Annotated in this window: 17 protein-coding genes and 2 pseudogenes; 9 read left to right on the top strand and 10 right to left on the bottom strand. The window is 62.2% G+C overall.

What is annotated here, in order from left to right; translation table 11 throughout:
* Window positions 1–184: hypothetical protein (locus ACH107_RS02630; RefSeq protein WP_412504531.1), on the bottom strand; the 184-nt coding region annotated here is incomplete at its 3' end.
* Here ACH107_RS02630 and ACH107_RS02625 point away from each other — a divergent pair.
* Complete coding sequence (locus tag ACH107_RS02625; RefSeq protein WP_412504530.1) at window positions 183–614, top strand: UDP-N-acetylglucosamine 2-epimerase; 432 nt, start codon at window positions 183–185, stop codon at window positions 612–614. The genes ACH107_RS02630 and ACH107_RS02625 overlap by 2 nt on opposite strands.
* A 102-nt stretch (window positions 615–716) precedes the next feature.
* Here ACH107_RS02625 and ACH107_RS02620 read toward each other — a convergent pair whose 3' ends face one another.
* Complete coding sequence (locus ACH107_RS02620; RefSeq protein WP_412504529.1) at window positions 717–1,148, bottom strand: UDP-N-acetylglucosamine 2-epimerase; 432 nt, start codon at window positions 1,146–1,148, stop codon at window positions 717–719.
* Window positions 1,149–1,286: 138 nt separating this feature from the next.
* Here ACH107_RS02620 and ACH107_RS02615 point away from each other — a divergent pair, with 138 nt between their 5' ends.
* A complete protein-coding gene (locus tag ACH107_RS02615) occupies window positions 1,287–2,285 on the top strand; it encodes an NAD-dependent epimerase/dehydratase family protein (RefSeq protein WP_412504536.1) in 999 nt (332 codons plus the stop codon).
* A 134-nt stretch (window positions 2,286–2,419) separates the two neighbouring features.
* Here the strand turns inward: ACH107_RS02615 and ACH107_RS02610 are convergent, their stop codons facing one another.
* The 6 genes and pseudogenes from ACH107_RS02610 to ACH107_RS02585 form a co-directional block, all read right to left on the bottom strand.
* Window positions 2,420–4,144, bottom strand: coding sequence for a polysaccharide biosynthesis/export family protein (locus ACH107_RS02610; protein WP_412504528.1), 1,725 nt, complete (start codon window positions 4,142–4,144; stop codon window positions 2,420–2,422).
* A gap of 34 nt (window positions 4,145–4,178) precedes the next feature.
* Complete coding sequence (locus tag ACH107_RS02605; protein WP_412504527.1) at window positions 4,179–6,122, bottom strand: Wzz/FepE/Etk N-terminal domain-containing protein; 1,944 nt, start codon at window positions 6,120–6,122, stop codon at window positions 4,179–4,181.
* 208 nt (window positions 6,123–6,330) lie between these two features.
* A complete protein-coding gene (locus tag ACH107_RS02600) occupies window positions 6,331–7,533 on the bottom strand; it encodes a capsule assembly Wzi family protein (RefSeq protein ID WP_412504535.1) in 1,203 nt (400 codons plus the stop codon).
* Window positions 7,534–7,984: 451 nt separating this feature from the next.
* Window positions 7,985–8,848, bottom strand: a pseudogene (gene istB, locus ACH107_RS02595) (IS21-like element helper ATPase IstB).
* A pseudogene (gene istA, locus ACH107_RS02590) lies at window positions 8,845–10,327 on the bottom strand (IS21 family transposase). Before istA ends, istB begins: the two co-directional pseudogenes overlap by 4 nt.
* A 263-nt stretch (window positions 10,328–10,590) precedes the next feature.
* Window positions 10,591–11,769: an MraY family glycosyltransferase gene (locus ACH107_RS02585; RefSeq protein WP_412504526.1), complete on the bottom strand. Its 1,179-nt coding sequence runs from the start codon at window positions 11,767–11,769 to the stop codon at window positions 10,591–10,593.
* A gap of 331 nt (window positions 11,770–12,100) precedes the next feature.
* Here ACH107_RS02585 and ACH107_RS02580 point away from each other — a divergent pair, with 331 nt between their 5' ends.
* The 7 genes from ACH107_RS02580 (at window position 12,101) to msrA (ending at window position 19,500) form a co-directional block, all read left to right on the top strand.
* A complete protein-coding gene (locus ACH107_RS02580; RefSeq protein WP_412504525.1) occupies window positions 12,101–13,678 on the top strand; it encodes an ABC transporter substrate-binding protein in 1,578 nt (525 codons plus the stop codon).
* 94 nt (window positions 13,679–13,772) lie between these two features.
* Window positions 13,773–14,756: an ABC transporter permease gene (locus tag ACH107_RS02575; RefSeq protein ID WP_412504524.1), complete on the top strand. Its 984-nt coding sequence runs from the start codon at window positions 13,773–13,775 to the stop codon at window positions 14,754–14,756.
* A gap of 1 nt (window position 14,757) precedes the next feature.
* Window positions 14,758–15,708, top strand: a complete 951-nt coding sequence (locus ACH107_RS02570) for an ABC transporter permease (RefSeq protein WP_412504523.1) — start codon at window positions 14,758–14,760, stop codon at window positions 15,706–15,708.
* Window positions 15,705–16,694 carry an ABC transporter ATP-binding protein gene (locus tag ACH107_RS02565; RefSeq protein WP_412504522.1) on the top strand — a complete coding sequence of 330 codons (990 nt, stop codon included), beginning with the start codon at window positions 15,705–15,707 and terminating at the stop codon, window positions 16,692–16,694. Before ACH107_RS02570 ends, ACH107_RS02565 begins: the two co-directional genes overlap by 4 nt.
* Window positions 16,691–17,656 (top strand): oligopeptide/dipeptide ABC transporter ATP-binding protein, encoded by a 966-nt coding sequence (locus tag ACH107_RS02560; protein ID WP_310690902.1) that lies wholly within the window; start codon window positions 16,691–16,693, stop codon window positions 17,654–17,656. The genes ACH107_RS02565 and ACH107_RS02560 overlap by 4 nt, the downstream gene beginning before the upstream one ends.
* Before the next feature lie 86 nt (window positions 17,657–17,742).
* Window positions 17,743–18,732 (top strand): MDR family oxidoreductase, encoded by a 990-nt coding sequence (locus ACH107_RS02555; RefSeq protein ID WP_412504521.1) that lies wholly within the window; start codon window positions 17,743–17,745, stop codon window positions 18,730–18,732.
* Between the two features lie 105 nt (window positions 18,733–18,837).
* The gene (msrA, locus tag ACH107_RS02550; RefSeq protein ID WP_412504520.1) at window positions 18,838–19,500 is read left to right on the top strand and encodes a peptide-methionine (S)-S-oxide reductase MsrA; all 663 of its coding nucleotides are present in this window, start codon (window positions 18,838–18,840) and stop codon (window positions 19,498–19,500) included.
* A 76-nt stretch (window positions 19,501–19,576) separates the two neighbouring features.
* Here the strand turns inward: msrA and ACH107_RS02545 are convergent, their stop codons facing one another.
* On the bottom strand, window positions 19,577–20,443 hold the full coding sequence (locus ACH107_RS02545) for a ribokinase (RefSeq protein WP_310690899.1): 867 nt from the start codon (window positions 20,441–20,443) through the stop codon (window positions 19,577–19,579).
* On the bottom strand, window positions 20,443–22,698 hold the full coding sequence (locus ACH107_RS02540) for an NADP-dependent malic enzyme (protein WP_412504519.1): 2,256 nt from the start codon (window positions 22,696–22,698) through the stop codon (window positions 20,443–20,445). Before ACH107_RS02540 ends, ACH107_RS02545 begins: the two co-directional genes overlap by 1 nt.
* Between the last annotated feature and the right edge of the window lie 73 nt (window positions 22,699–22,771).

The following is a 22,771-nucleotide window of genomic DNA, read 5'->3' as shown; positions in this document are numbered from 1 at the left end:
CCGCGCCCGGGCCCGGGCCGCCCGGCGCGAGCTGCAGGAGGCCGACCTCGCTGCCGAGATCGAGAGCGAGGCCCCGCCACTTACGGACGCGCAGCGCTGGCGCATCGCCTTGCATGAGGCGGGCCATGCGGTGGTGAGCGTATCGGTCGGGCTCGGCCGCCCGGTGCGGATGATGATCGCGCATGAGGGTGCCCGAAGAAATCAATCGCATCCTCGCGGACCAGTGCTCCGATCTGCTATTCACGCCCACGGCGGCGGCCACGGAGAACCTGTTGAACGAGCGGGTGCCGTGTGCGCGGATCGTCGAATCCGGCGATGTCATGTTCGATGCAGCGCTACATTTCGCCGCGAAGGCTGAGGCGCGCGGGGCCGGTGCGGCCCGCTTCGATCTGCCCCTGGGCCGATACGTGTTGGCCACCGTGCATCGTCAGGAGAACACGGACGACCCGGAGCGTCTCACGGCAATTCTGAACGGACTGGACATGGTCGCGTCCAGGATGCCCGTCGTGCTGCCCCTGCACCCCCGTACCCATCTACCGTCTCCTCTGCAGGTGACACAGAGTGATCGACATCTTCCCGGAGGTTGTGATGCCACTTCGCAGTCACGAGCGTGACCTCATGACCTATGGCCGCAAGCGCTCGCGCAAGGTGATGGTGCCGGCCTCCTGAACCTGTCGAAGGTGTGGAACCATGGTGGTTGATCATCCAGATGCGGCTCACGACAGTGTCCTCGCGATTTCGGTCGCGACAATGTCAGCGGCATTCCCGATTCCGTAGGGCGCGATATCCGCGCCCTTGGTGCCACGGGCACCAAAGATGGCATCGCGGATGGTTCCGCCGTCGTTCGGAGGTGTCAGCCTGTTCCATCCGGCCTCAACAAGCTCTACCCATTCGGTCTCGTCGCGCAGCGTGACGCAGGGAACACCATGGAAGAAGGCCTCTTTCTGCACGCCACCAGAGTCGGTCGCGATCACACAGGCGTCCTTTTCGAGACCGACCATGTCGAGGTATCCGACCGGGTCGATGACATGCAACGCCGAAAGCAAATCTCCGTGGCCCAGCGCCGCGACGCGCGCCCGGGTAGCCTTGCAAAGACATGTCGCGGCTTTGACACTTCCCAGCCAGCAGGTTGACTGCGGTTCGGTCAAGGCATGCCTCAACGCAATCGCTCATTTTGCGCAGCGCGATGGTTTTACCTTAACGGCCAAGGTATTACTGGTGAGCGGGGCGAATGCCTCGCGTGTCATCGCCGCAAACCTGTGGAGGAAAGTGTCTTGGCAGGAAAAATGTTCATCACCGGAGCCGCCGGGTTCATCGGGTTCCATCTGGTGCAACGGATGCTTGCGGACGGATGGGAGGTCATGGGCTTCGACGGCATGACGCCCTATTACAGCCCCGAGCTGAAAGAGGCGCGCCTGTCGATCCTGCAGTCCCAGGCGGGCTTTGCCTTTGAAACGGGAATGCTCGAGGACCAGGGGCGCCTGACCGGGCTGGTTGCGACGTTCCAGCCAGACATCATTGTCCACTTGGCGGCCCAGGCTGGCGTTCGATACTCGATTGAGGCCCCGCGGTCCTATGTGACCTCAAACCTGATCGGCACACATGAGGTTCTTGAAGCCGCCCGAGCATACCCGCCAAAGCACCTGATGATGGCCTCGACCAGTTCGGCCTATGGCGCAAACGCCGAAATGCCCTATGCAGAGCAGCACCGGGCTGTTCACCCCATGAGCTTTTACGCGGCCACGAAAGTGGCCAATGAAGCTATGGCGCATTCCTATGCACATCTGTTCGACGTACCGACGACCATGTTCCGGTTTTTCACGGTCTATGGGCCCTGGGGGCGGCCGGATATGGCGCTGTTCAAGTTCACAGATGCCATCCTGAGGGGAAAGCCGATCGACGTTTACAATCACGGCGACATGCAGCGGGATTTCACTTTCATTGACGACCTTGTCGAGGGGATTGTCCGGCTGACGGCGCACGCCCCCGGCCCGGATACTGTGGGTCCGATTGACAGCCTGTCTCCGGTCGCGCCCTTCCGGGTCGTCAACATCGGCAATGGCGCGCCGGTGCAACTCACCGATTTCATCGAGGCAATCGAAGCCGCGACGGGTCGGACGGCGGAACGCAACCTTGTGCCAATGCAGCCCGGTGACGTACGCGCAACCTGGGCGGATGCAAGCCTGCTCGAAACCCTCGTTGGCCCGCTGCCGCACACGAATTTCCGGGAGGGCGTGCAGCAGTTTGTCGAGTGGTACCGCGGCTGGAACGGGCACGTGGGATGATTCGCCGTGGCTTGGCCATGAAGCTTGATCAGCATGCCGATCTCCCGTCTCGCACCTCGTTCAGAACAGATCGTGCCGTGAAAAGCGAAGATCGACGAGGGGCTATGTGATCATCCGGGATAGAGCAAGTATAGTCACTGGACAAGGGTCTGAACAGCCTCTGTCGATGATGCAAGGCCCAGCCCCGATCTCAAGGCAGTCGTGATACGCCCAACAACCCGCGTAAATTGGCTGGCCGGCTGGTCGGATATGAAGATAATATCATCTGGTCGCAATTGAAGTTCATCAGCCAGAGCCAAACGGGTCGGATTGCTCAGGTCAAGGTAATAAGCGTCAAACTTATTTGCCTCATTCTCATCCTGGCGCAGTAAGAAAACTTGTTTGAGGTCGGACTCCGCGTCCGCAAGAGCACTGCTCCTGAACACGGCATCGGACAGCGTTGGCCGCGACATCTGTTCTATATCAATCAGTTGCGGCGAGGTTCCCGCACCGGTTATCATCACATTCTGTTTTTCGAACACAATTGGCTCAAACACGATACGGTCGCCGGACTGAAGGAAAATCTTGCGCGACGGCTGGTCGATCAAAGCTTGCCGAACCGACACCCGGTATTCTTGACCGTTACGAATGATCCGCGCCAGGACATCCTTTTCGCTGTCAACTGAAATTCCGGCGGCATTCACCGCGTCAACCAACTCTAGCGATTCGGATGTGACCGGCAACTCCACGCTCGCTCCGGCGCCCGAAACCGAACTCACGGCCACAGATTGCGAATTGAACCCGACAATGTTCAACGCAAAGTCCGGGGCGCTTTCTTGAACCTGGATCCGGATAGTATCATTCGGGTGCAGGTAGATCGGCGCGCGGCTTTCCGAGCCCAGCAAATCATTCAGTAGAACACCGTAACGGTCCCCCTCGCGTCGGATCTCGACCAGATAGTCCCGACCGGGTGGGGTTTGCAGACCCAGCCGACTGACTACGTCGACCAATCGAACGGGCGCCTCTGAAATAGGAATCAAGCGTTCTTCAACGGCGGTGGGCAAATCACCAATCAGCCTGAGAGGTTTCGAGTTATTGGCCTGGATCGAAAGCTCGATATTAGGGTTCAGGCCATTGCGTAGCAACTCGGCCGAGATTTCCTCGATTGCCTCTCCCGTCGTGAGCCCGCCCACATCGACGTCCCCAGCACCGAGCAGCCTCACATTGCCGTTGGAGGCCACGACAAGAGCCCTCGTGTTGGGCACATCGTTGACGCTACCTTCATCTGTGACCTCCGGAAGTACCCGGGTAATCGCCAGCACATCGCCGGCGCCGATCCTGTATATCGGCGGCGTGCCCGTGGGCGGCGGGGTCAGCTCGGCTGCCATCTGCGCGTCAAGGCCAGAGCGGCGCGCAAGCTCTTGGCTAATTAGGTCTCGGACCACAGTCAACGTCCGTCCGCGGACCTCAATCGATCCAAGTAAAGCAGAGAAAATAGTACCATCTTCTTTGACAGGAAGTTGTAAAACCTGAGATGTAGCTCGCGGCACACCATCACGATCGACCACCTGTTGCTTAACCTGAAGGCTCAGCTCATCGCCGACACCCAGACGATACATCGGCGAGGAATTGACCGGTGGCAGGCGCTCGGCCCGGGCTGACGCCTCTTGCTGCAAGCTGGTACCTTCGGCGGCGTTCCGGTTCGGCACAATCGCTTGCCGGCGCCATTTTCGATCATTTGCCAGCGCAATTTGTTCCAGCGTCAATGGCTTGACATCGAGTGTGAACTCCGCCTGATCCGCTGCCGTTATACGCGACCCTGATGGCAAAGTCTGCGGCTCGTAGGCAAGATCGCAAGCCACAAGTGCGAAAAACGCCACGAGGGATATCTTGGGGTTCCGCATAGCTTTCTTTCTACTCAAGGACTAGCGTCTGTTGCGAAATCTTGAAGCGCTCACGCAACGCCTGCAAGCGGTCGGTTTGCTGCCGCGTGGTGCGCCCGGTGCGCAGCACCGAAACAAGGCGTTGCGCGCCTGCTGCCAAGGCGGCGGAAATTGGCGCACCGGCGCCAACGCGGGGGCAAACGACGAGAACACAGTCAAATTCGCTCTCAATTTTGGCGACGGCCTGCTCGACCGTAAAAGGACTGACCCGCGTCTTGTCGATCGGTTTGAAAATTGTCAGGCCAGAGGCAAGATCAAAGCGATCGAAACCACATTGCTCGTCCGCAGTCACCATCTCTTTGGGTTTCAGCGTCTTGGTCAGATCAACAACAGCGCAAAGCCGGGTCTTATTCGACGAAGCGAGGTAAAGACCGACTGCGCTAGCCACATGTTCCGATCCTGTTGGTAGGACCAGAACCCGTTTCGGCTGGCCCTGTCCTATTTCCACCGCCACCTCGTCTAGCTGATCATGCGGGCGCTTTTCAAACTGGAGGATCCGCCGGTCAACGGATCGTCCGCGTCCACCAAGGTATTTCGCCACGTGATCTGCGCCGATACGGCCACTCATCGTATCCGACAACGCGTTCGCCGTATGAAGCACGCCCCGCCGCAAGGATCGGACGAGCCCTAGCCCTGAACCGACGATCAAGCCAAGAACGAGGCCGAGTGCGGCGATCAGCTTCTTGTTAGGAGCAGATGGCTCCACGGGTGGCACAGCCATCTCATATACATCCGCGATCGAAGCTACAAACCCGTCGGTGATGCGCTGAGTTTCGAATTGTTGTACGATAACCTCGTAAATGGTCTTTTGCACCGTCGCCTCCCGCTCAAGCGCAGCGAGTTCGGCGGCAGCAACGGCGTTGCGGCGGGCGTCTTCCTCGAAATCGTTTATCGTGCGGTCGATCTCCTCCAGTCGTTGCGTTGTCCGGCCGCGCGCCGCCTCAAGTCGGATGTCATCTGGCAAGGTCCAATTCTCAGGAGAGCTAGGCCAGCCCAGCAAGCGACGGAAATCTGCGTCGCGCACAAACGGGTGGTCTGACACCAGTTTCTGTCGTAGCGGTTCCGTAAGAGTATCGTTTCGTTCTGCCAACGCCTGAAGATCATCAAAGGTTGCCAGAAAGCTCCTGAAATTATCTCGCTGTTCCCGCAAAAGCACCAGCTGCGCTGAGGCACGAGCCAACTCTTGATCAGATGCCAAGTCATTCTCAACTGCGTATTCCGAGATTGCCTCTGTTGTAGCTTCGACATCCGCTTGCACATCAAGCAACTGCTTGGATAGGTAATCTATCTGTGCCCGAGATTTCCGTTCTTGGTCTTCAAGAAGCTTGGCCAGTGCATGGTCCACGATGATATTAGTAATATTCGCGGCACGGTGCGGATCAACATGGGTCGTGAGGACGGTGACCACCCCGTTCTCGCCTAACTCGACGGAAACGGCCTCATTGACCCAGTTTATAACACGCATTTGTTCCTTTTCTTCGGACGCCGTTGGCGGCTCACTGACACCTGCTCCGATCAGAACCGTTGCAAGCGGGCCGGCCTGCCCTGCTGGTGGATTGATCTCGGGATCTTCAAAAAGGTCAGCCTGCGGCGCGATCTCCAGAACGAAATCGCGCGATTTGATACGATCCTCTAGCGTCTGGGCTGGGCCACCGCCGCCCCCCGCCGAAACACCCACCAAACCTGCAAGGCCGCCCAGCTCGCTGGGAAGAGAAATGCCCGCCGAGTCATCCTCAAACGCAAACTTGGCCTCTGCATCATAAGTCGGCTCAGCCACCCCAACCGCATAATAAACTGCCGCTGCCGCAAACAGCGCGGTGGTCGTACCGATTAGCAACCAGTGCGATAGCAGGGCCGAGAAAAGCTCGGCAAGATCTATCTCGTCATCAAGGGGAGCGTCTTGGGTGTCCGTCAATCGAGCCTCCGAAGCTCACAAGTCGTATAGCTTAGTGCTACGTTTATCAACGCTTTAAACGTCATTGGGTTCGTTTGGCATCGTATCTCAGAACTGGCTCGAACTGCCTGGTGCTAGGTGTAGAAGGAGGCTACACCAGTCTGTATGTCTCTGCCACCGGGTGGGGGGGCGAAATCGCAAGCGCTTGGGGAACGCAGGTGCGCAGACGTCAAAAGTTCGTCGACACCTGAATGCTCAGAGCTAGACCTTCGTCGATGGTTATCCGATCAAGTTCATAACCGTTGTAATGAACACCGGATGCAACACGCACCCCTTGATAGTCCAAACCCACGCCAAGATGAGCGTTTAACCCTTCGACGCGCCGACTTGAAAGCCGGTGGTTCGCGATCGACGCATCATTGACCACGTCATATCCGAGGCCCCAGTCTATATCATAGTCGGGAAAGTCATGGGCACCGCGAACTGATACTGAAACGCCTTCGCTATCTATGGGAGCCCCCATAACAACGCCGTTCTGGACATAGGGATGAGTCCCGTTTCTGTAAGCGGTGCCGGGTCCACAAAACCCATTTGAGGTTTCAGAAATTCTTGTATCTACCACTTCGAAGTTGAGGTCGCTGGGAACAGTCCCGATGGTCGTTTGGCGTGAATATCCCGCCAAATACATATAGCACGATGGCCCGAGCCCAGCTGCATCTTCACCTATTGCCTGAGAGTAGATACGGTTCGCGCCCCATGCATAAGCCAACCCGAAGCCGGCCATTCCATTCGCGTCTGGTGAAATGCCAGCGTTTGTCTCGTCACCAAAAATTTTTAGGAAATCAGCATCATCGGGAAAAAATTGGGTGGTCCAAACAGCTTCAAACTCTAGGTTGTCAACCGGCTCTATGACAATGCGAGCGCCGAGCATATTAGCATCTCGAAAGCCATTGCCCTTCTCGTTATAGCCAAAGAAAAAATCAGCTTCCCAAGGCCCAATCCAAGAGAGCAAAGGAGTTTTAAAAGGCGACCTATCACGCTTGCTCAGATATATCGCAGGGAGTGGTCGCGCATTATTTGAAAGGATCAGTGATGTATTTGGCGACAGCGACCAATGCTGGTCCTTCAATCCAACTCCAGCCACCCAATCACCGAAGGGAACTTGGACAAAGGAACCATCTAAAACAAGACCTTCCGCAGCGGTCTCGTATTTGGAGCGCGCACTACCCTCAATCGGGCCAAGTTTGAACGGATATCGTGCCTCAACCCATGCGTTTGGGCCTGCGACGTTGGTTGACCCCTGATCCAGTGTTGCATCGCTGATAAATCCGGCGTGAAAACTCCGAGTATCATCCGCTACACCAGCACGAGGCGCAAAACACGCTGATGTCATAACCACCAGAAATCTGAATATATTTCTACCCGGTCGCATTTTCACTTTTTATCTTTCCTTTCCGAACCTCTTGGCACCCTTCGGTTAGGGCGGGAAGCGCCACCCTGATGTCCAACAGTGCTCCAGCGCCATACCGTTCGATAGTAACCTTGCCCAAAACTGCCTGCCGGACAAGCAAATCTTCGGCTGTGCGGCGCCTGAGGTTGCACCTTGTTGTCGCGAAACAGTAGCGCCCCCGGTCAAGACTTACTGTGAATGCCTTTCGCGTCGTGCCGCAGGCACGCCTTCGGCGTGACGATGCCGAACTCGGAGAGATGCGCCCTGTCAACGGCGGAGTAAAATCCGGCCATTGGGCGGCGCAAAATCCGGCCACTTTTGATTTTGGGCACGACGCGCGCCAGGTGGCGGCGGCCAGTCAGCCGCGCTCCCCAGATAGCTGGCGGTTGACTGGCCGCCTTGGCCCGTCAGGGCCAAGCCAGCGAGGGTCGTCTCAGGCGGTGTCGGTGGACTTTCGCGCGCGGCTCTGCGCGAGGCGATCGCTCTCGCCGTTCATCTCGAGGATGTTGACGTGGTGCGTCAGTCTGTCGAGTAGGGCACCGGTCAGGCGTTCCGTGCCGAAGGTTTCGGTCCATTCATCGAATGGCAGGTTGCTGGTGATCATCGTGGCGCCGCGCTCGTAGCGCTGCGAGATCAGCTCGAAGAGCAGTTCTGCCCCGGTCTTGGAGAGCGGCACGAAGCCCAGCTCGTCGATGATGAGCAGCTTGACGTTGGCCAGTTGCTTTTGCAGCCGCAGCAGGCGGCGCTCATCGCGGGCTTCCATCAACTCGCTGACCAGCGTGGCGGCGGTGATGAAGCGGACGGGCAGCCCCCTCTGACAGGCGGCCAGGCCAAGGCCCAGGGCGACATGCGTCTTGCCGGTGCCGCTTGGCCCGAGGGCGATGACATTCTCGCGCCGCTCGATCCATTCGCAGCGGGCCAGTTCCAGCACCTGCATCTTGTTGAGCTTCGGGATGGCCTTGAAGTCGAAGCTGTCGAGGCTCTTGGCGGCCGGGAACTTCGCCGCGTTCTGCGCCTTCAAATGGTCCCCCGGACCATTTGATCCGCTGGCGCGGACCAGCTTGAACTGCGGCGCTCGACCATCCGCCGTTCACGGTCGCGCCAAAGGCGCGCGATACAGGAATTGGCGGCGCACGCCGCCGGGCATCTCCATTTCCACCAGGCGCGCCAGGAACTGGACGTGATCCAGCCCTTCGGTGGCGCATTGGCGGGCTTGCTTCTCGTATTCCCTCAGGAAGGTCGGCAGCTTCAGTGTCTTCAGGTGATGGGCGAGCAGGATCTGCGGGGCCTCCGTCATTCCGCCGCCTCCGCCATCAGGGCCATATAGCTGGCGGTTGAGGTCGTCTCGACGTCGGCACGCGGCAGGTAGGGATAGCTGGCCATGTCCAGCTTCGGTGGGCGCCTCTCGATCCGGCAGAGCAGAAGATGCTTGATCGCATCGAAGCCTGTCGCGCGCAGGCGCAGCGCATCCTTGACCGCTGCGTGCAGGTCATCGAGGCCGAATGTCTCCAGCAGACGCAGGACCTGCACATACTCACGCCGGCCCATCTTCAGCATTTGCGCCTCCATGAGGCGACGCAGGGTCTGGAACGCTTCGAGCAGGTCCCACTCCGCCAACGGCGCAGCCTGATCCAGGGCGTTGATCTCGCGTTCGATCAAGGGAAGGTAGTGGATCGGGTCGAAGACCACATCTTCGCGCGCGTAGCACCGGGGATGGCGGGCGATCACGTCTCCCCGGCAGCCGATCACGACCTGATCGACATAACCGCGAACCCAGACATCCTGATGGCCATAGGCGACAGGGACCGAGTAATCGTTGGTCTCGTAACGCACGAGCGATTGCGAGCTGACCTGGCCGCTGGCTTGCGCGCAAGCCTCGAATGGGGCTCCGGGCAGGGGCTTCATCGCCGCCAGATCGCGCTGCAGTCTTTCGCCGATCGTTTCCTTGTGGCCGCGCAGGATGTCGTTCTGGCGCTTGCGACACTGAGCTTCGAGGTCAGCGTTAACGGCCTCCCAACTGGGACTGCGCGGGATCGGCACCATGAAGTTCCGGCGGGCATAACCGACGATCCCTTCCACCTTCCCCTTGTCGTTGCCCTTGCCGGGCCGCCCGTAGCGATCCCGAACCAGGTAATGCGACTGCAGGGCACTGAACAGCGTGGCGCGCTTGCGCGTCCCGTCCGCCAGGATCTTCGAGACCAGGCAGCGGTCGTTGTCATAGAGGACCGACTGCGGGACGCCGCCGAAGAAGGCAAAGGCATGAACATGACCGTCCATCTAGGCCTCCGCCGTCGCCGCAGGATAGGCCCGTTTGAGGCAGGCGTCGCTGTGCGGCAAATCCATGACAAAAAAGTAGGCCTTCTGCTCGACACCACCGATGATCACGTTCGCCATCGGTCTCGAACGCATGGCGACGCGATGGCTCACCCTCGCCAAAATCCGCCTGAGCATCGCCGGGCGGGTGGGCGAGCGGCACGAACATCTCCCGACCACGCCGCTCGCGTTCCCGGATATAGTCCTTGATGATCGTGTAGCCGCCGGTGAAACCGTGCTCCTCGCGCAACCGGTCATACACCCGCTTGGCGGTATGGCGCTGCTTGGGGCGGACCTCACGATCCCCGTCCAGCCAAGCGTCGATGATCTCGGTGAACCCGTCCAGCTTGGGACGCTTGATCGGCGCCGTGCGCCGGTAACCAGGCGGCACCGAGAATGCCATGGCCTTGTCGACTGTGTCGCGCGAAATGTTGAAATGACGCGCCGCCGCGCGCTTGCTCATGCCGTCGGCGCAGGCCAGACGAACCTTTCGGTAAAGTTCCACGGAATAAATCTCCCCGCCCTCCTTGCCGTCACAGGAAGGGCAAAAGTGGCCGGTTTTTACACCGCCCGCAGCAGGACTATCCCGCCGCTACCGTGGCCGACTTTTGCACCGCCGTTCTCACGGTCGATGCGCGCCAGCCGCCAGTTCGCCTGCCCCGCAAATCGGTAAATGCAGACGTTCAAATCCAGGCCGTTGTCGGTACGGAAGTGGCTGCAATGCGTTTATTCGCCAGCCGCTGCTGCCTCGCCCGTCTCCCGCACAGTAACCGGCCGGTCACATCTGTGCTTGCGTCGCCGGCGGACGGCGAGGCGCGTGATCCCCACATGGGTAAGGCCGAAAAGCGTCCCGAAGAGCGCGAGCGCAACCCAGGCCGCCCGCGGGTGAGCCGCAAGCCCGACCCCGACGAGAACCGGCATCATGACAAAGGGCGCCAGGGCCACAGTGGCAAGCGGATTCGACCTCTTGCGGTGGGCGCCGCCAAGAAAGACGATCTCGATGCATCGGCGCATCTTCTGGTGAAGGTGCATGCGGTCCGGTGCGAAGACCGGGGCCCGGTCCACCAGGCGCCGCGCGATCGAGTGCAGCGTATCCGCGAAAGGCCAGAACAGCACCAGAACCAACGCCGGCACGGCGATCTCGGAGGCGCGATCGGCGAGGAGAAAGGCCAGCCAGATCAGGATATGACCGACACCGTAGGACCCCGCATCGCCCATGAACATGGTCCCGAACGGCCAATTGAGCATGAAGAATCCGACCATGGCCGCCGCGAGGATCGCTGCCATCATGGCGATGTCCGATTGGCCCGCCCCATGTGCCAGGATCGCCAGACCGGTGGCCGCACTCGTGATGACGACCGCGGCCAGTCCGTTCATCCCGTCCACGAGGTTGGTCGCATGGCAGAACCCGGCCGAAACGATCACGGTCAGCAGGAGTCCGATCGGCGCGACACGCAGCACCTGATCGAGGCCCGGCATGTTGGCCCGCCCCACCCAGGTATCGAGAAGAACGACAGCCAGGGTCGCCGCCAAGAACGACGCGATCAGCCGCCGAAATGGCGAGGCCCCGTAGCCCAGATCCTCCCACAAACCGGCCAGAAAGGCCGGCGCCGCGGACAGAACGAGCAGAACCGGGACCGCGGGCCGATCCCACCCGGCGACGAGCAGCCCCGTACCCAGGCCGGCGAAGATGGCAATCCCGCCGAGACGCATCGGCTTTCCGAAATGCGAGGATTGCACCGCCTGCGCATCGTTCCGCTCCCGCATCAGGCGCGAGAGGGGGCGGCGGTTCGCGGTAATGGCCAAGGCAACGGTGACCGTGGCAAGCGTCACGACCAGAAGGTATGCCCAGAAATCGGGGGCGACACCGGATAGGGCCGCGTAACTGTGGGGAATGGCAAACATGACGACAAATGACCTCGACGCAGGGAAGAAAGGGAATTCGAGTGCAGACAGGGGTCGCGTCTGGTCGGTATATTGCGAATGGCCCGACAAATTTGAAAAGGGTTTCCGGCGACGTTTGCCGCCTCGTGGCGAATTTGGCACGCTTTGGCGACGCAGCCCGACCGAACTGCCGTGGGCAAAGGCCTGCAGACCCCGACACGCGGCGCTGAACGGCTGACCTTGCGTCACCTTCAGCATACGTCTTGTGTGCCCAGTGGACTTCGCTCTAGGCTCGCGCATGGTCGTGCGGCCGGGACAAGGCCGCCGTATAACTGCAACCAGGGAGAAAAAGATGACCTATCAAACCGGTATTCTGGCGGCGGCGCTTCTGGCATCGACGTCGATCGGCGCCTCGGCCGAAACGCTGCGCTGGGCGCGGGCGGGCGATTCGCTCACGCTCGATCCGCACGCGCAGAACGAGGGGCCGACGCACACGCTGTCGCACCAGATCTACGAGCCTCTGATTATCCGCGACATGACCGGCGCGCCGCAGGCCGCGCTGGCAACGGAATGGGGCCCCAGCCCGGATGACCCTAGCGTATGGGTCTTCGAACTGCGCGAGGGCGTGAAATACCACGACGGCGCCGACTTCACCGCTGAGGACGTAGTGTTCTCGATCAACCGGGCCAAGTCCGACAATTCGAACATGAAGGAACTGCTGTCCTCGATCGTCGAGGTGCGCGCGGTGGACGACTACTCCGTCGAGATGGAAACCGACGGCCCCAACCCGATCCTGCCCGCGAACCTGACCAACCTGTTCATGATGGACAAGGGCTGGGCCGAGGCCAACGACGTGGTCGAGGTGCAGGACGTCGAAGGCGGCGAGCAGACCTTCGCCGCGACCAACGCCAACGGCACCGGCGCCTTCGAGCTGGTCAGCCGCGAACCCGACGTGCGTACCGTCCTGACCCAGAACGAGGATTACTGGGGCATGGACCAGTTCCCCATGGACGTGACCGAGGTCATCTACACCCCGATCCAGAACGCCGCGACCCGCGTTGCGGCCCTGCTGTCGGGCGAGGTGGACTTCATCCAGGACGTGCCGGTGCAGGACCTGGGCCGCGTCGCCGATACCGAGGGGCTGGTGGTCAAGACCGCGCCGCAGAACCGGACGATCTTCTTCGGCATGAACGTGGGCGCCGACGACCTGGAAAACGATGACGTCGAGGGTGCGAACCCGCTTTCGGATGTGCGCGTGCGCGAGGCGATGAACCTCGCCATCAACCGCGAGGCCATCCAGCAGGTCGTCATGCGCGGCCAGTCCCAGCCCGCCGGCATGATCGCCCCGCCCTTCGTCAATGGCTGGACCGAGGAGATGGACAGCATCGAGACGGATGTCGACGCCGCCAAGGCTCTCATGGCCGAGGCAGGATACGAGGACGGTTTCTCGATCCAACTCGACTGCCCGAACGACCGCTACGTCAACGACGAGGCGATCTGCCAGGCCGCCGTGGGCATGATGGCGCAGATCGGGATCACCGTGAACCTTGACGCCAAGCCCAAGGCGCAGCACTTCCCGCTGATCACCAATGGCGCGACCGAATTCTACATGCTCGGCTGGGGCGTTCCGACCTATGATTCGGAATACATCTTCAACTTCCTGGTTCATACGCGCGGCGATGAGCGTGGCAGCTGGAACAACACCGGCTATTCCAACCCCGTGCTTGACGAAATGATCGTTTCGCTTGCCTCCGAGACCGATCTAGAGGCGCGCAACGAGGACATCGCTTCGATCTGGGAGGTTGTCCAGGAAGAGACACTCTACCTGCCCATCCACCACCAGGTCCTGAACTGGGGGATGACGGATGCCGTCGGGATCGAGGTCAGCCCCGAGGACGATCCGAAATTCAAGTTCTTCGAAATGAACTGATCTGACGCAACTATCGGGTGGCGCCACGCGCGCCGCCCGTTCCCGCCCTGCGCCCGAAGGGACCGCGGGGCGCCTTTTTTCGGGGCCTATGCAAATGCTCGCCTACATCATCCGCCGCGTGACGCAGTCGATCCTCGTGCTCTTCGTCGTCGGGCTCGTGGCCTTTTCTATGTTCCGCTTCGTCGGCGATCCCATCGACAATATGCTGGGACAGGAACGCACCCAGGCCGATGTAGAGCGCCTGCGGGAACAGCTTGGCCTGGACCAGCCCTTTGTCGTGCAATACTGGCGCTTCCTGGAACAGGCGGTTCAGGGCAATTTTGGCCTGTCCTATCGGCAGGGCCGCCCGGTGTCCGACATTCTGATCGAGCGCCTTCCCGCCACACTGGAACTCGCCGTCGTCTCGGGCCTGATGGCCCTCGTCGGGGGCATCGGATTGGGGATCTTCACCGCGATCTGGCGCCGCGGCGTCTCGGCCAACGCCATCATGACCCTTTCTCTGGTCGGCGTGTCCCTGCCGACCTTCCTGATCGGTATCCTGCTGATCTATCTGTTCTCGGTCGAGCTTGGCTGGCTGCCCAGTTTCGGGCGCGGCGAGGTAACGGATCTCGGTTGGTGGACGACCGGTTTTCTGACGGAAAGCGGCCTGAAGGCCCTGATCCTGCCCGCGATCACGCTCGGTCTGTACCAGATGACGCTGATCATGCGGCTGGTCCGAACCGAGATGCTGGAAGTCCTGCGCATGGATTACATCCGCTTCGCGCGGGCTCGCGGCATACGCGAACGCGCGATCAACTTCCGCCACGCGCTGAAAAACACGCTGGTGCCGGTCATCACGATCACCGGCCTGCAGCTGGGCAGCATCATCGCCTTCGCCATCATCACCGAGACCGTGTTCCAGTGGCCGGGCGTCGGGCTGCTATTCATCAACGCGATCCAGTTCGTGGATATCCCCGTCATGGCCGCCTACCTGATGCTGATCTCGGTCTTGTTCGTCGGCATCAACCTCATCGTTGACATGCTCTATTTCGTGATCGACCCGCGCCTGCGCGCGGACCGCACGCAGGGAGGCCACTGAGATGACCGACGCAGCCGAAAGCAGAACCCCGGCCCCCGAAAACAGGGCACGCCGCGTCTGGAACAGCGATTTCATCTGGTCATTCCGCCATGCGCCGGTTGCGATCATTTCTTTCGTCGTCGTCCTGGTGCTCGTGCTGGCGGCGGTGCTGGCCCCTCTGATCGCGCCACATGATCCCTTCGATCCCGGCACGCTGAACCTGATGAACGGCTTTACCGCGCCGGGGGAGCCCAACGCCTTTACCGGCGACCAGTTCCTGCTGGGCACCGACGACCAGGGGCGCGATGTCTTTTCGACCATTCTCTACGGGATGCGGATTTCGCTTTTCGTGGGCTTCGCCGCCGTGATGCTGGCCATGGTGATCGGTGTCACGCTTGGCCTGCTTGCGGGCTATCTGGGCGGCTGGTTCGAAACGATCATCATGCGCTTGGCTGACGTGCAGCTGACTTTTCCGGCCATCCTTGTGGCCATGCTGATCTTCGGCATCGCAAAGGGGATCACCCCGCCCGAATACCGTGACGAGATGGCGATCTGGGTTCTCATCCTGGCCATCGGCCTGTCGGACTGGGTCCAGTTTGCCCGCGTCGTGCGAGGGGCAACGCTGGTCGAAAAAAGCAAGGAATACGTCCAGGCCGCCCGGCTGATCGGCCGCACGCCCTTTTCCATCATGCTGCGCCACATCCTGCCCAACGTCCTCAACCCGGTGCTGGTGATCGCCACGATTTCGCTGGCACTGGCCATCATCGCCGAGGCGACGCTGTCGTTCCTGGGCGTCGGCGCCCCGCCGACCAAGCCCTCGCTGGGCACGCTGATCCGCATCGGGCAGGAATTCATGTTCTCTGGCGAGTGGTGGATTCTCTTCTTCCCGGCGCTGGCGCTGCTGGCGCTGGCGCTGTCCATCAACCTGCTGGGCGACTGGCTGCGCGACGCCCTGAACCCGAGGCTGAGATGACAGACACCCCCGTTCTTTCCGTCCGCGACCTGGTCGTGGAAATTCCCACCCGCCATGGTGTTCTGCGGCCCGTGGACACTGTCAGTTATGACATCCATGCCGGAGAAATCCTTGGCGTCGTGGGCGAATCCGGCGCGGGCAAGTCCATGGCGGGCAATGCCGTCATCGGATTGCTGGACCGCCCCGCGCGCATCGTATCGGGTGAAGTCCTGCTGTCCGGCCAGCCGATCCATAACCTGAAAGGCGATGCCATCCGCCGGCTACGCGGCAAGAAGATGGGGATGATCTTCCAGGACCCGCTGACGTCGCTCAATCCCCTTCTGACCGTGGGCGACCAGCTGACCGAGACGATTCTGGAGCACCTGAGCGTGGGCCAGACCGAGGCCCGCAAGCGTGCCATCGCCGCGTTGGAAGAGGTCGGCATCCCCGCCGCCGCCCAGCGCATCAACAGCTATCCGCACGAGTTTTCGGGCGGAATGCGGCAGCGCGTGGTGATCGCGCTCGCCCTCTGTGCCGAGCCGGATCTCGTGATCGCGGACGAGCCGACAACAGCCCTTGACGTCAGCATCCAGGCCCAGATCGTGGCGCTGTTGAAACGGCTCTGCCGGGATCGCGGCGTCGCCGTCATGCTCGTGACCCACGACATGGGCGTGATCGCCGAGGCCGCGGACCGCGTCGCCGTCATGTATGCCGGGCGCCTGGCCGAGCTTGGCCCGGTGCGCGAGGTCCTGACCAATGCGCACCACCCCTACACGGTCGGGCTCATGGCCTCGACCCCGCTGGCCAGCCAGGGGCGCAAGCGCCTGCGGCAGATCCCCGGGTCGATGCCGCGGCTGGGCGCCCTGCCCAGTGGCTGCGCCTTTCACCCGCGCTGCGAATTCGCGCAGGAAAAGTGCCGGGCCGAGCCTGGCCCGACGCTGGACCGCTGTGATGGCCGGGCCGCCTGCTGGTTCCCCCTCACCGACGAACGGAAGGTGTCCGCATGAACGCGCTGATCTCCGTCCGCGATCTGACCCGGGTCTTCGATGTCTCGAAACCCTGGTTGAACCGTGTGATCGAACGCCTGCCCAAGGCCCTGCTGACCGCCGTATCCGAGGTCAGCTTCGACGTGCCGGAAAACAGCGTCTACGCCCTTGTCGGTGAAAGCGGCTCGGGCAAGTCCACCATCGGCAAGATCATGGTCGGGCTGGTTCCGCCCAGCGCCGGGTCCGTCGAGATCGAGGGCGTCGACCTGGCCACGGAAACCGACGCGAAAAAGGTCGAGGCGGTCCGCGACGACATCCAGATGATCTTTCAAGACCCTTTCGCCTCGCTCAACCCGCGCTGGCGGGTGGACGACATCATCGAGGAACCGGTCGCGGCCAAGGGCGGCAAGACCAATGGTTTGGCCGAGAAACTGCTGGAACAGGTCGGCCTCTCGGCGGCGGATGCGGGCAAGTACCCGCACGAATTTTCCGGCGGCCAGCGCCAGCGGATCTGCATTGCCCGGGCGCTGGCCTCGGAGCCGCGGATAATCGTCTGTGACGAGCCGACCTCGGCGCTGGACGTCTCGGTGCAAAGCCAGGTGCTCAACCTCATGTCCGACCTGCGCGAGGATCTGGGCCTGACCTACCTGTTCATCAGCCACGACCTGACCGTGGTGCAGCACATGGCCGACGTCATCGGCGTGCTTTATCTGGGGCGGCTTGTCGAGGAAGCACCGCGCGACCGGTTGTTCAACGCCCCCAAGCATCCCTATACGCAGATGCTGTTCGACGCGGCGCCGCGCATGGACGCCTTTGGCCGCGAGATCGACCCGCCCAAGGGCGAGATCCCCGATGCGATAAATCCGCCGCCGGGCTGTGCCTTTCACCCGCGCTGTCCGCTGGCGACCGAACGCTGCAAGATCGAACGGCCCGAGATGCGCGGGATCGGCACGACCCGCGTGGCCTGCCACCACGCGGAATAGACCGAGCGGGGTTGCATCGCAGGGCCGTTTTGCGATCCTGCGCCATGACATAGACACGTCCGGCACACGCACCACAGGGGAGAGCCATGTTCAACGCGCTGATCATCCGCAAGGACGAGGAGACCGGCAAGACCGCCGCCAAGGTCGAGGAAATCTCCGAGACGGGCCTGCCCGAAGGCGAAGTGACAGTCGCCGTCGACTACTCGACGGTGAATTACAAGGATGGCCTCTGCATCGGCCCGGGCGGCGGTCTTGTCCGCACCTATCCCCACGTGCCGGGTATCGACTTTGCGGGAACGGTCGAAGCCTCCGGTGACGATCGCTACAAACCCGGCGACAAGGTCGTCCTCACCGGCTGGCGCGTGGGCGAAGCGCATTGGGGCGGCTATGCGCAGAAGGCCCGGGTCAAGGCCGATTGGCTGGTGCCCCTGCCCGATGGCCTGGACACACGACAGGCCATGGCCGTCGGCACCGCGGGCCTGACGGCCATGCTGGCCGTGATGGCACTGGAAAAGCAGGGCATCCAGGAAGGTCCGATCCTGGTCACCGGCGCGGCCGGCGGTGTCGGCTCCGTCGCGACGGCCATTCTGGCCGGGCTTGGGCATGAGGTCGCGGCAGTCACCGGGCGGCCCGAACAGGCCGATTACCTCAAGGGCCTCGGCGCCTCCGAGATCGTCGCGCGTGACGAGCTGGCCGTGGCTACGCGCAAACCGCTGGAGGCCGAACGCTGGGGCGGCGCAGTGGATGCCGTGGCCGGGGCCATGCTGGGCCGTGTGCTCAAGCAGATGCGCTACGGGTCGTCGGTGGCGGCCATCGGCCTGGCCGGGGGCGCGGCGATCGAGGGGGCCCTGATCACGCCCTTCATACTGCGTGGCGTGAACCTGCTGGGCATCGACAGCGTGATGCAACCCTACGAGAATCGCCTGCGCGCCTGGGAACGGATCGCCCGGGATCTGCCCATGGATCGACTGGAAGAAATGGTGCAACCGGCGACGCTCGCCGAGCTGCCGCAGCTTGGTGCGGACATCCTGAAGGGCCAGGTCAAGGGGCGCGTGGTCGTGGACGTCAATGCCTAGAGTATGGGCCGCGCACGGCATGGCGTGTCACGACCGCGTGACATCACGGCCGGTTGAATTGCTCCTGATACACAACGGCGACATCCTGTGATCAGGAGGTGCGCCATGCCCAGCTACAGCCGGAACATCAAGACCGCCGTTTTGGTCGGGGCCATCGCCCTGGGATGGATCATGCAATCCACCACGGCGAAGGCGCGCGACATGCAGGTGCTGACCGTGGCCGGCGGCTGTTTCTGGTGCGTCGAGGCTGATTTCGAAAAGGTGGCCGGCGTTCAAGAGGTCGTGTCGGGCTATACCGGCGGCACGGTCGAGAACCCCACCTACAAGCAGGTCACCGGGGGCGGCACCGGCCATTACGAGGCCGTCGAAATTCGCTATGACGCCGATCAGATTTCGGCCCGGCAACTCTACGACCTGTTCTTCCGCTCCATCGACCCGACCGATGCGGGGGGCCAGTTCTGTGACCGGGGCGAAAGCTATCGCACGGCAATTTTCGTCTCTGATACGGCCGAGGAAGAGCAGGCCCGCGCTGCCAAGGCAGACGCCGAGGCCGAACTGGGACAGTCTATCGTGACTCCGATCCTCGAGGCCGGACCGTTCTACGACGCGGAGGCCTATCACCAGGATTACTATCGTAGCCAGGACAGGGTCTTCACCCGGCGCGGGGTCAAGACGATGGAAGAGGCCTACAAGTTCTATCGCGAGGCCTGCGCCCGCGACGACCGTATTCGCCAGCTCTGGGGCAATGACGCCCCCTTCGTGAACTGAGACCTCAAGGAGAATTTCTTGGTCTCGACATAGGCGCGCGGCCCCAGACTGGGCCGCAGGCCGACATCAAACCACGCTAGCCGCGAAAATCCTGAACTTCGGCAAGGTCGGGGATAACATCCGCAGTGCCGTCACGCATGACCATGAGCGCCGCGGCCCGGCTGGCCTGTCCCATGGCCTGTTCCATGGGCACCCCGCGATCCAATGCGGCCAGAACGTAGCCGGTGAAGGTATCGCCCGCGCCGGTCGTATCGACGGGCGTGACGGGCAGGGCGGCGATATGAGACGGACCGTCCGGCCCGAACCATGTCGCCCCGTCGCCGCCCCGGGTGACGATCACGTCCCCCACCGGCAGCGCCTCGAGCGAGAGGCCCGTGGCCCGTTCCAATTGCGCGGCCTCGACCACGTTGAGGATCAGGAAATCGAGCTCGTCCAGAACCGCCATGACCCGCGCGGCCTCGAAGGGGGCGGCCGCATAGGCGATCCTGAGCCCCATGTCCTTTCCCAGCGCCGCCGCCTCGGTCTGAAGGCAGGTTTCATTCTGCATGACCAGCCAATCGCCCGTTTTGGCCTGAGTCAGTCCCTGTTCCAGCGTCTCAAGCGGGATCGCCATGTTCGCGCCGGGGTGCAGAACGATTGTGTTTTCCCCGGCCGGGTCCACGAAGATCATGGCCTGGCTGGTCTCGGTGTCGACCTCGGCGATCTGGCGCGTGTCCACGCCGTATTCCAGAAGCCGCTCCACCGCCCAGCGGCCATCGGCGCCCACGGCCCCGATATGGCGCACATGCGCCCCGGCCCGGGCAGCGGCGACCGAGATATTCGCACCCTTGCCACCAAGAAACACCTGCCGGCCCGTCGAGGTCAGCGTCTCGCCGGGGGCGGGGATATGCGGCACGCGATAGATGAAATCCGCGTTGATCGAGCCGAGGTTCCAGAGGGTCATCAGCCCACCTTGCAGGCCGCCAGAACGGCCATGTTCAGGATGTCGCTGACAGTCGCCGTGGTCGAACAGATCTGGACGGGCCGGGCGATGCCCGACAGGATCGGCCCGATCACCGTCGCCCCCGCCATTTCCTGCATCAGCTTGACCGAGATCGACGCCGAGTGACGCGCAGGCACCACGAGGACATTGGCCGGACCGGTCAGCCGCGAGAAGGGGTAGTTTTCCATCGCCTTGGGATTCAGGGCGACATCGACAGTCATCTCACCCTCGTATTCGAAATCCACGCCGCGCGCGTCGAGTTCACGCGGCGCCATGTGCATCTTGGTTGCCCGCTCGGAGATCGGATAGCCGAATGTCGAGAACGAAAGGAAGGCCACGCGCGGTTCCAGCCCCAGATCACGCGCCACCGAGGCGCCGCGCTCCGCGATATCGGCCAAATCGCTCTCGTCCGGCCATTCATGCACCAGCGTGTCCGCGATCAGGACGATACGGCCCTTGTTGAGGACCGCCGAGACACCGACCGCCCCGTCATGGGGGCTGGCGTCGAAGACATGATTGATCAGCTCCAGCACATGGGCCGATTTCCGGGTCGCACCTGTGACCATGGCATCGGCATGGTCGTGAGCCAGCATCAAGGCAGAGAACACGTGCCTGTCCCGCGCGGCAAGCCGGTGGATATCGTGCCGGTCATGCCCCTTGCGCTGGAGCCGCTGGTAGAGGAATTCCTTGTAGGTCTCCAGGTGGCCGGTATTCGCAGCATTCACCACGCGCAACTCGCGCACCGCGTCGCCCAGACCCTCGGCCTCGAGCTTGTGTTTCACGTCCTGTTCGCGGCCCACGACCAGGGCCCGGCCATAGCCGCCCCGCTGATAGGACACCGCAGCGCGCAACACGCGGGGGTCGTCGCCCTCGGCAAAGACCACCGTCGACTGGTTCTTGCGCGCCCGGGCATTGATGCCGCGCAGGATCGAGGCGGTCGGGTCCATCCGGGTCTTGAGCGCCTCTTCGTAGCCGTCCATGTCGACGATCGGGCGGCGGGCGGCGCCGGTTTCCATCCCGGCGCGTGCGACGGCGGGCGGCACCACGTGGATCAGGCGCGGATCGAAAGGGGTGGGGATGATGTAGTCCCGCCCGAAGGTCAGCTTGCGACCATAGGCCATGGCGACTTCGTCGGGCACGTCCTTGCGCGCCAGTTCTGCCAAGGCCTCGGCGCAGGCGATCTTCATCTCGTCGTTGATGGCACGCGCGTGGATGTCGAGCGCGCCGCGAAACAGATAAGGAAAGCCCAGAACGTTATTGACCTGGTTAGGGTAGTCACTGCGCCCGGTGGCGACGATGGCATCGACGCGCACCTCGTGCGCCTCTTCCGGGGTGATCTCCGGGTCGGGGTTGGCCATGGCGAAGATCACCGGGTTGTCGGCCATGCGTGCGACCATTTCGGGCGTCACGGCCCCCCTGACCGAAACGCCGAGGAAGACATCAGCCCCCGCCATCGCCTCTTCGAGGTTTCGCAGCTCGGTCGTGATCGCATGGGCCGACTTCCATTGGTTCATGCCCTCGGTGCGCCCCTGGTAGATGACACCCTTGGTGTCGCAGACGATGCAGTTCTCGTGACGCGCGCCCATGGCCTTGAGCAATTCGATACAGGCGATTCCCGCGGCCCCGGCGCCGTTCAGCACGATGCGGCAATCCTCGATCTTCTTTCCCGACAGGTGCAGCGCGTTGATCAGCCCGGCGGCACAAATCACGGCGGTGCCGTGCTGGTCGTCGTGAAAGACGGGGATATCCATTTCTTCCTTCAGACGCTGCTCGATGATGAAGCACTCGGGCGCCTTGATATCCTCGAGGTTGATGCCGCCGAAGGTCGGCCCCATGAGCCGCACCGCCTTGCAGAATTCATCCGGGTCCTCGGTGTCCAGCTCGATGTCGATGGAATTGACGTCGGCAAAGCGCTTGAACAGCACCGACTTGCCCTCCATCACCGGCTTGGAGCCGGCCGCGCCGAGGTTGCCCAGGCCCAGCACGGCAGTCCCGTTCGAGATCACGGCCACGAGATTGCCCTTGTTGGTGTAATCGTAGACGGTTTCGGGGTTGGCGTGGATTTCCTCGCAGGGCATGGCAACGCCGGGCGAATAGGCGAGCGACAGGTCACGCTGCGTCGTCATGGGGACGGTGGCCTGCACTTCCCACTTGCCGGGCGTCGGCTCGATGTGGAATTGCAGCGCTTCCTGGCGCGTGATGCGTTGCTTGGTCATCCGGATCCTCCCATGCCTTGCAAAGCCTTACAGGACGCGCGCGCGGGGGCAAGCGGGGTCTTTTGAGCTTTCG

The sequence above is a fragment of the Roseovarius halophilus (ex Wu et al. 2025) genome, from assembly GCF_047086965.1.
Note: the sequence above shows the minus strand (reverse complement) of the source record. Positions and strands in the feature narration are given on the sequence as shown.

Excerpts from the sequence above, each read along its gene's own strand:
- ACH107_RS02625 (WP_412504530.1), top strand. The coding sequence starts at position 183 with ATGAGGGTGCCCGAAGAAATCAATCGCATCCTCGCGGACCAGTGCTCC.
- ACH107_RS02615 (WP_412504536.1), top strand. The coding sequence starts at position 1,287 with ATGTTCATCACCGGAGCCGCCGGGTTCATCGGGTTCCATCTGGTGCAA.
- ACH107_RS02600 (WP_412504535.1), bottom strand. The coding sequence starts at position 7,533 with ATGCGACCGGGTAGAAATATATTCAGATTTCTGGTGGTTATGACATCA.
- ACH107_RS02585 (WP_412504526.1), bottom strand. The coding sequence starts at position 11,769 with ATGTTTGCCATTCCCCACAGTTACGCGGCCCTATCCGGTGTCGCCCCC.
- ACH107_RS02580 (WP_412504525.1), top strand. The coding sequence starts at position 12,101 with ATGACCTATCAAACCGGTATTCTGGCGGCGGCGCTTCTGGCATCGACG.
- ACH107_RS02575 (WP_412504524.1), top strand. The coding sequence starts at position 13,773 with ATGCTCGCCTACATCATCCGCCGCGTGACGCAGTCGATCCTCGTGCTC.
- ACH107_RS02570 (WP_412504523.1), top strand. The coding sequence starts at position 14,758 with ATGACCGACGCAGCCGAAAGCAGAACCCCGGCCCCCGAAAACAGGGCA.
- ACH107_RS02565 (WP_412504522.1), top strand. The coding sequence starts at position 15,705 with ATGACAGACACCCCCGTTCTTTCCGTCCGCGACCTGGTCGTGGAAATT.
- ACH107_RS02560 (WP_310690902.1), top strand. The coding sequence starts at position 16,691 with ATGAACGCGCTGATCTCCGTCCGCGATCTGACCCGGGTCTTCGATGTC.
- ACH107_RS02555 (WP_412504521.1), top strand. The coding sequence starts at position 17,743 with ATGTTCAACGCGCTGATCATCCGCAAGGACGAGGAGACCGGCAAGACC.
- msrA (WP_412504520.1), top strand. The coding sequence starts at position 18,838 with ATGCCCAGCTACAGCCGGAACATCAAGACCGCCGTTTTGGTCGGGGCC.
- ACH107_RS02545 (WP_310690899.1), bottom strand. The coding sequence starts at position 20,443 with ATGACCCTCTGGAACCTCGGCTCGATCAACGCGGATTTCATCTATCGC.
- ACH107_RS02540 (WP_412504519.1), bottom strand. The coding sequence starts at position 22,698 with ATGACCAAGCAACGCATCACGCGCCAGGAAGCGCTGCAATTCCACATC.